The 6,565-nt window shown below is 73.8% G+C and carries 9 protein-coding genes and 1 tRNA gene; 5 read left to right on the forward strand and 5 right to left on the reverse strand.

Going from position 1 to position 6,565, the window contains the following annotated elements; translation table 11 throughout:
• The first annotated feature begins 297 nt into the window (after positions 1-297).
• The 3 genes from WN71_RS39250 to WN71_RS39260 all read left to right on the forward strand — a co-directional run bounded on the left by WN71_RS39250 (position 298) and on the right by WN71_RS39260 (position 2,328).
• A complete protein-coding gene (locus WN71_RS39250) occupies positions 298-1,413 on the forward strand; it encodes a PP2C family protein-serine/threonine phosphatase (RefSeq protein ID WP_046581640.1) in 1,116 nt (371 codons plus the stop codon).
• Positions 1,414-1,689: 276 nt separating this feature from the next.
• Positions 1,690-1,956 carry a GlsB/YeaQ/YmgE family stress response membrane protein gene (locus tag WN71_RS39255; RefSeq protein WP_046581641.1) on the forward strand — a complete coding sequence of 89 codons (267 nt, stop codon included), beginning with the start codon at positions 1,690-1,692 and terminating at the stop codon, positions 1,954-1,956.
• Between the two features lie 108 nt (positions 1,957-2,064).
• Entirely contained in the window at positions 2,065-2,328 is a 264-nt protein-coding gene (locus WN71_RS39260) for a GlsB/YeaQ/YmgE family stress response membrane protein (RefSeq protein WP_046581643.1), read from the forward strand.
• A gap of 131 nt (positions 2,329-2,459) precedes the next feature.
• Here WN71_RS39260 and WN71_RS39265 read toward each other — a convergent pair.
• Positions 2,460-2,533, reverse strand: a tRNA-Pro gene (locus WN71_RS39265).
• A 138-nt stretch (positions 2,534-2,671) separates the two neighbouring features.
• Between WN71_RS39265 and WN71_RS39270 the strand changes: the two genes are divergently transcribed.
• Positions 2,672-3,379: a thiamine pyrophosphate-dependent enzyme gene (locus WN71_RS39270; protein ID WP_046581645.1), complete on the forward strand. Its 708-nt coding sequence runs from the start codon at positions 2,672-2,674 to the stop codon at positions 3,377-3,379.
• Positions 3,380-3,488: 109 nt separating this feature from the next.
• The gene (locus WN71_RS39275; protein ID WP_046581647.1) at positions 3,489-4,391 is read left to right on the forward strand and encodes a transketolase family protein; all 903 of its coding nucleotides are present in this window, start codon (positions 3,489-3,491) and stop codon (positions 4,389-4,391) included.
• A 13-nt stretch (positions 4,392-4,404) separates the two neighbouring features.
• Here the strand turns inward: WN71_RS39275 and WN71_RS39280 are convergent, their stop codons facing one another.
• The 4 genes from WN71_RS39280 to WN71_RS39295 all read right to left on the reverse strand — a co-directional run.
• Positions 4,405-4,764: an MmcQ/YjbR family DNA-binding protein gene (locus tag WN71_RS39280; RefSeq protein ID WP_046581648.1), complete on the reverse strand. Its 360-nt coding sequence runs from the start codon at positions 4,762-4,764 to the stop codon at positions 4,405-4,407.
• Positions 4,765-4,793: 29 nt separating this feature from the next.
• Positions 4,794-5,339: a GNAT family N-acetyltransferase gene (locus WN71_RS39285; RefSeq protein WP_046581650.1), complete on the reverse strand. Its 546-nt coding sequence runs from the start codon at positions 5,337-5,339 to the stop codon at positions 4,794-4,796.
• Positions 5,336-5,947 (reverse strand): helix-turn-helix domain-containing protein, encoded by a 612-nt coding sequence (locus WN71_RS39290; protein WP_046581652.1) that lies wholly within the window; start codon positions 5,945-5,947, stop codon positions 5,336-5,338. Before WN71_RS39290 ends, WN71_RS39285 begins: the two co-directional genes overlap by 4 nt.
• Before the next feature lie 49 nt (positions 5,948-5,996).
• Positions 5,997-6,565: LysR substrate-binding domain-containing protein (locus tag WN71_RS39295; protein ID WP_046581654.1), on the reverse strand; the 569-nt coding region annotated here is incomplete at its 5' end.

Genomic DNA, 6,565 nt, shown 5'->3' on the forward strand with positions numbered 1-6,565 from the left:
CTCCTGGAGGAGGCGAAGGCGATGCTGCGGGCGTATCTGGGGGTGGTGACGGGGCGGACCGGCTGACGCCGGGGTCCCGGTCGGCGGGGCACGCGGATCGGGGCGGCGGATGGGGGCGGCTGAAGGGGGCGGGCGGATCGGTCGGGCGGGCCGGCGGGGCGGATCGGCCGGACGGATCGGACGGACGGATCGGCGGGGCGGATCGGCGGGGCGGGCGGGGTGGATCGGCGGGGCGCCCGCCCGCTCGCCGCGGGGGCGCATACCGTACGAAAGATCGTCACCTGCCCGGGAGTACCGATGACCGCTGCGCGCCGGAAGCCGCCCACCGAGGATTTCGAGACCATCCAGGCCCCCGGCAACCTCGAACTGGTCCTCGGCGTCGTGTCGGTGTCGATCGCGGTGGAGGCGCTCGGCGCGCTGACCGGCTCGGAGGTCTGGCTCCTCGGCCTGCTGGTGTTCCTGCCCGCCGCGGCGTCGGCGCTGTGCACGGTGCGGCAGACGTGGTTCGTGGCCGGCTGGACCACGTTCGTCGTCGCCTCCGTGGCGGTGACGCGGGCGCGCCACGGGGAGCACTGGCTGGACCGCTCGCTGCTGGTCCTGTTCACCCTCTGCCTGGGCGGGGCGTCCATCCTCGCCTGCCGCCGGCGGCTGCGCCGCGAACGCGAGATGCTCGGGCTGCGGTCGGCCGCCGCGGCCATGCAGCGCCACATCCTGCACCCGCTGCCCATGGTCACCGACGACGTCCTGGTCAACGGTGTCTACGAACCCGTGCAGGAGGACCGTCTCGTCGGCGGGGACATCTACGACGTGGTCGCCTCGCCCTGGGGCACCCGGGTGCTGATCGGCGACGTGCAGGGCAAGGGACTGGCCGCCGTGGGCGCCGCGTTCGCGGTGATCGGCGCGTTCCGCGAGGCGGCGCACCGGGAGCCGACGCTCACCGCGCTGGTCGACGCGCTGGACGCGGCCGTCGTCCGGCACAACTCGTACGCCGAACAGACCGGTGACGACGAGCGGTTCGTGACCGCGCTGATCGTCGGGGTGGACCTCGGGGCCGAGGCGCAGCTCGTCAACTGCGGGCATGTGCCGCCCCGGCTGGTGACCGGCGAGACGGTCACCACCCCGGCGCTGGACTCCGGCGTCCCGCTCGGCCTGGGCGAGCTGTCGTTGGCGCCGACGACGGTCAACTGGTGCTCCTTCCCGCCCGGTTCCACGCTGCTGCTGACCACCGACGGCCTGGTCGAGGCCCGCGCGGCGGACGGCTCCTTCTACCCCCTCGACGAACGCCTGCCGCACTACCTGGACCGCTCCCCCACCGAACTGCCCCGGGTGCTGTACGGCGACGTCCGGGCGTTCGCCGACCGCCGCCGCGACGACATCGCGATCCTCACGGTGCGCCGCTCCCCGCGCCTGTGACCCCACGGGCCCTGGCCTCCCGGCCCGCGCCCTCCTGCCCCGCACCCCGGCCCCGCATCCCGGCCCCCGCCTGCGCGGATGTCCCGAACCGGTGACAGAACCTCGACGGATCGACGGCAACCGGCCGCCGGCCCTCGACCCGCCGCCCCGGCCGTTCCTAGGCTTGCGCAACCAGGCAATACACCACTCGACTCGGCTTGACTCGGCTTGACTCGGCTTGACTCGGCTGGGCTGGGCTCGGCTCGTATCGGCTCGACCAGAACGAAGGACACCACCGTGGGCATCATCAGCTGGATCATCCTCGGCCTGATCGCCGGAGCCATCGCGAAGATCCTGCTGCCCGGCCGCGACCCGGGCGGCGTGATCGGCACGACCGTGATCGGCATCGCGGGCGCCTTCGTCGGCGGCTGGCTCTCCGCGCACTTCCTCGACCGCCCGGTCCAGAAGCAGTTCTTCGACCTGTACACGTGGGGCGCGGCGGTGGCCGGCTCCCTGGTCCTCCTGGTCGGCTACCGCGTGCTGTTCGGCAACTCCCGCGACTGACGCCGGCCCACGGGCACACCTCCTTCATGCAAGGGCCACAGGTGTGGAGTGCGAGCACGCACAGCGGGAACCCGGTCGTCACCAACTACTGATGGGGTGACAGACCGGATGGAGATCTCAGGCGTCATCAGCGCGATCGTCATCGGCATCGTGATCGGCGTCCTCGGGCGGCTCGTCGTTCCCGGGCGCCAGCACATCGGCATCCTGTGGACGATCGTGATCGGCATCGTCGCGGCCTTCATCGGCTCGGCCGTCGCGGCGGGCCTCGGTGTCGCCGACACCAACGGCGTCGACTGGGTCGAGTGGCTGATCCAGATCGCCCTCGCCGCGATCGGCGTGGCGGCCCTCAGCCGGGCCAGGCTGAACCGCTGACCTTCCGCCCGCGGACCATGCGGGGGCCTCCGCCGCCGCCACGGGGACCGGCTGAGCACGGACCCCGAGAACGATCGAGGGGCCGTTCCAGATTTCTCTGGAACGGCCCCTCGATCTCCGACTTCGAAAAGTCGGGACGACAGGATTTGAACCTGCGACCCCTTGACCCCCAGTCAAGTGCGCTACCAAGCTGCGCCACGTCCCGAGCCTCGCTGACCTGGGGTTTCCCCTGGCCGAACGCGCAGAGAAACAATACCGCACTCCGCTCGCTGATCGCGCACCCCTTTCCCGTCGGACCGGCACGGTTGACCTCGACCTTGGTTGAGGTTGCACGATCGCCGGTATGACGATCACCGAGGGAACCCCCCGCCCGGCGACCCACGCCGACCTGCCCGGACTCATGAGCCTGATGACGGGCGACGAGAAGCACGGGCCCGCCGCCACCTCCACGCTCGACGTGCTGTGGGTGCTCTACGACCGCGTCCTGCGGGTCTCCCCGAAGCGGCCGGACGACCCCGCGCGGGACCGCTTCCTGCTCAGCAAGGGCCACGGGCCGATGGCGTACTACGCCGTGCTCGCCGCCAAGGGCTTCGTGCCGGTGGACTGGCTGCCCGGCTTCGGCTCCTACGACTCCCCGCTCGGCCACCACCCGGACCGCACCCTGGTGCCGGGCGCCGAGATCGGCAGCGGGTCGCTGGGCCACGGGCTGCCGCTCGCGGTCGGGACCGCGCTGGGGCTGCGCGCGCAGGGGCTCGACGAGCCGGCGGTGTGGGTGCTCGTCGGGGACGCCGAGCTGGACGAGGGCAGCAACCACGAGGCCATCGCCTTCGCCGGCGCCGAGGGGCTGGAGCGGCTGCACACCGTCGTCGTCGACAACGCCTCCGCCAGCCACGCGCTGCCCGGCGGGATCTCCGCCCGCTTCGAGGCCGCGGGGTGGTCGGCGGTCACCGCCGACGGGCGCGACCACGAGGCGCTGCACTCCGCGTTCACCGTGGCGCATCCAGGGCGGCCGCACGTGGTCGTCGCCCGGGTCGAGCCCAAGTCCGCCTGACCGGTGGGGGGACGGTCCGCCATCGTTCGCCGCCCGCGTCCGTCGCCGTCCGCCTCCCGTTCGTCATCCACCCGCCGTCCGATCCACGTCTTCAGAAGGGCCCCTTTCCATGGACACCATGCGTGAGCGCTTCGCACCCGTCGTCTCCCGGATCCTCGACGAGGACCCGCGCGTCGCGGTCGTCCTCGCCGAGATCGGCAAGGACGGGTTCGCCGAGGCGCGCCGCCGCCACCCGCACCGGGTGATCAACGTCGGCATCCGCGAGCAGTTGCTGATCGGAGCGGGCGCCGGACTCGCGCTCACCGGGCTGCGGCCCGTCGTGCACACCTTCGCCAGCTTCCTCGTCGAGCGGCCCTTCGAGCAGCTCAAGCTGGACCTCGGGCACCAGGACGCGGGTGCCGTACTGGTCAGCGCCGCCGCCTCCTTCGACTGGCCCGCGGGCGGCTACACCCACATGGCGCCCGGCGACGTCGCCCTGCTCGACACCCTCGACGGCTGGACCGTGCATGTCCCGGGCCATCCGGACGAGGCCGAGACCCTGCTGCGGCACGCGGTCGCGGCGGGCGACGACAAGGTGTACGTACGGCTGTCCGTGCAGGCCAACCGGCAGGCCCACGCCGTGGACGGCGCCCGTGCGCTCACCGTCCGCGAGGGGCGCCGCGGCGTGGTCGTCGCCGTCGGGCCGATGCTGGACGCGGTGCTCGACGCGACCGAGGGCCTCGACACGACCGTCCTGTACATGACGACCGTACGGCCCTTCGACGCGGCCGCGCTGCGCCGGGCCACCGGGGCGGCGGGCACGGACGTCGTCCTGGTCGAGCCGTATCTCGCGGGCACCTCCACCGCGGCGGCCGGCGAGGCGCTCGCCGACGTGCCCCACCGGGTGCTCGGGCTGGGCGTGGGCCGCCGGGAGCTGCGGCGCTACGGCACGGTGGCGGAACACGTGGCCGCCCACGGCCTGGACGCGGGGGCCCTGCAGAAGCGGATCGGGGACTTCGTGGCGGGGGCGTGAGCGGACGCGCGGGTCAGCCGCCGGCCGGCAGGCCCAGTTCCGGGTACGCCTCCAGCAGGCGCGACGGGGCCGCCTGGCGCCAGGAGTCGGCCAGGATGTCGCGCAGCTCGCCCTCGTCCTCGAGGGCCGCGAGTCTGGCTCTGACCCAGGCGAAGCCCGCCTCGTGCGCGGCGATCCAGAACTTCCCGGGCTCGGCCAGCACGAGTTCGTCGCGTTCGTCCTTGGGGCAGCGCACGGCGATGGACGTCTCGTCCTCGGGCAGCGTGGCGAACATCTTCCCGGCCACCCGGAACGTGGGCATGCTCCAGGCGATCTTCTCGGCCGTGTCGGGCAGGGACAGGGCGATACGGCGTACGTCTTCGGCGTCCGGCATGGAAAAACCGTAGCCACCGCCACTGACAATCACCCGGCGCGAGCCGCCGGTCCGATCCGTTTGTAGTAGATCGTCGTCGGCTTCAGTTCGCCGGCGGGGTTCGCCGCGTAGTCGGGGACGACCCCGGCCCTGGTCCAGCCGGCGGCCCGGTACAGCCGCTCGGCGGAGCTGTCGGTCTCGGTGTCCAGGTGCAGCAGCGTGACGCCGGACGCCGCGGCGGCCTCCTCGGCGCGGGCGAGCAAGACCCGGCCGAGGCCCCGGCCGCGGCCGTCGGGGTGGACCATCAGCTTGACGAGCTCCGCGCGATGGCGGCTGTTGCTCTTGTCCGGGAAGGCCAGGCTGACCGTGCCGATCAGCCGTCCCTCGTGGTGCGCCGCCCAGACCGCGAGCCGGCCGGCGGCCACGGCGGCGCTCCGCTCGTGCCACCAGGCGACGGCCTCGGCGCGCTCCAGCGGCGCCAGGAAGCCGATCGACGCGCCGCCGTGCACGGTGGCGACGAGCAGGTCGGCGAGGTCCTCCACGGCGGCGGCCAGCGCGTCCGCCTCCAGCGGGGTCACGGTGGTGGCGGGGTTCACGGCAGCACCACCGCCAGCGCGTAGCGCGCCGCCGCGGGCCCGGGGCAGCGGAACCGGGTGGGCCCCCACACCCGCAGCCGCAGGCAGTCGCCGGCGCCGAGGTGGTGCTCGGTGCCGTCCGCGGTGACGGCGAGCGTCCCCTCGAGGAGCCAGATGTGCTGTTCCAGCCCCGGTACGGGCGGGCGGTCGTAGGCGAGGTCGGCGCCGGGGGCGAGCCTGCCCTCCACGAGTTCGCCGCGCAGGCCGGTGTGCGGCGGCGAGACCGAGCGCCGTACGAAGCCGGAGGCCGGGTCCTCCCACACCGTCTGCTCGGCGGCCCGCACGACCGGCACGGGCTCCGCCTCGACCTCGCTGAGCAGCCGCGACATGGTCCGGCCGTAGACCTGGCAGAGGCGGTTGAGCAGTGCGGCGGTGGGGCTGGTCTCGGCCCGCTCGGCCCGCGACAGGGTGGACCGGCTCACGCCGCTGCGCTCGGCCAACTCGCCCAGCGACCAGCCGCGTTCGGCCCGCAGGGCGGCCAGCCGCGCACCCAGGCGGACATCCACGGGGTCGCGTCCCGGTGCGGGACCGGTCCCGCACGCGGGATCGGCCACGACATCCTGTTTCATATCAGGGAGGGTATCCCTGATATGAGACGCGCGTCGAGGGCCGATGCCCCTAGCTCCGCGCGGCCGCGCTCAGCGCGTCCAGCACCGGGCGGATCAGCGGGTGCTCCTCCGCGCCGCGCCGTACCGCCGCGAACACCCGCCGGGTGGGCGCCACGCCGTCCACCGGCCGTACGACCACGCCGGTCAGGTCCATCCCGCGCAGCGCCGAGCGCGGTACGAGGGCCACTCCCACGTCGGCCGAGGCGAGCGCGACGACCGCGCGGAAGTCGTCCGAGGAGTGTTCGAGCCGAGGCTGGAAGCCCGCGCTCTCGCAGGCCAGGACGACCACGTCGTGGCAGGGGTTGCCCGGGTAGGGGCCGATCCACGCGTCCTTGGCCAGCTCGGCGAGCGGCACCTCGGCCTCGTCGGCCAGCCGGTGGTGGACGGGGACCACCGCGTCGAAGGGCTCGGCGTAGAGCGGGACATGCGACAGGCGGGGGTCGTCGGCGGGCGGCGCCCCGCGGTACTCGACGGCGACCGCCACGTCGACCTGCCGGTCCAGGACCATCGGCAGGCTGGCGTCGCCCTCGGCGTCCTGCACCCGGATCCGGATGCCGGGCGCCGACTCGGCGAGCCGGG

Source organism: Streptomyces mangrovisoli (assembly GCF_000974985.2).
Classification (GTDB): Bacteria; Actinomycetota; Actinomycetes; order Streptomycetales; family Streptomycetaceae; genus Streptomyces; species Streptomyces mangrovisoli.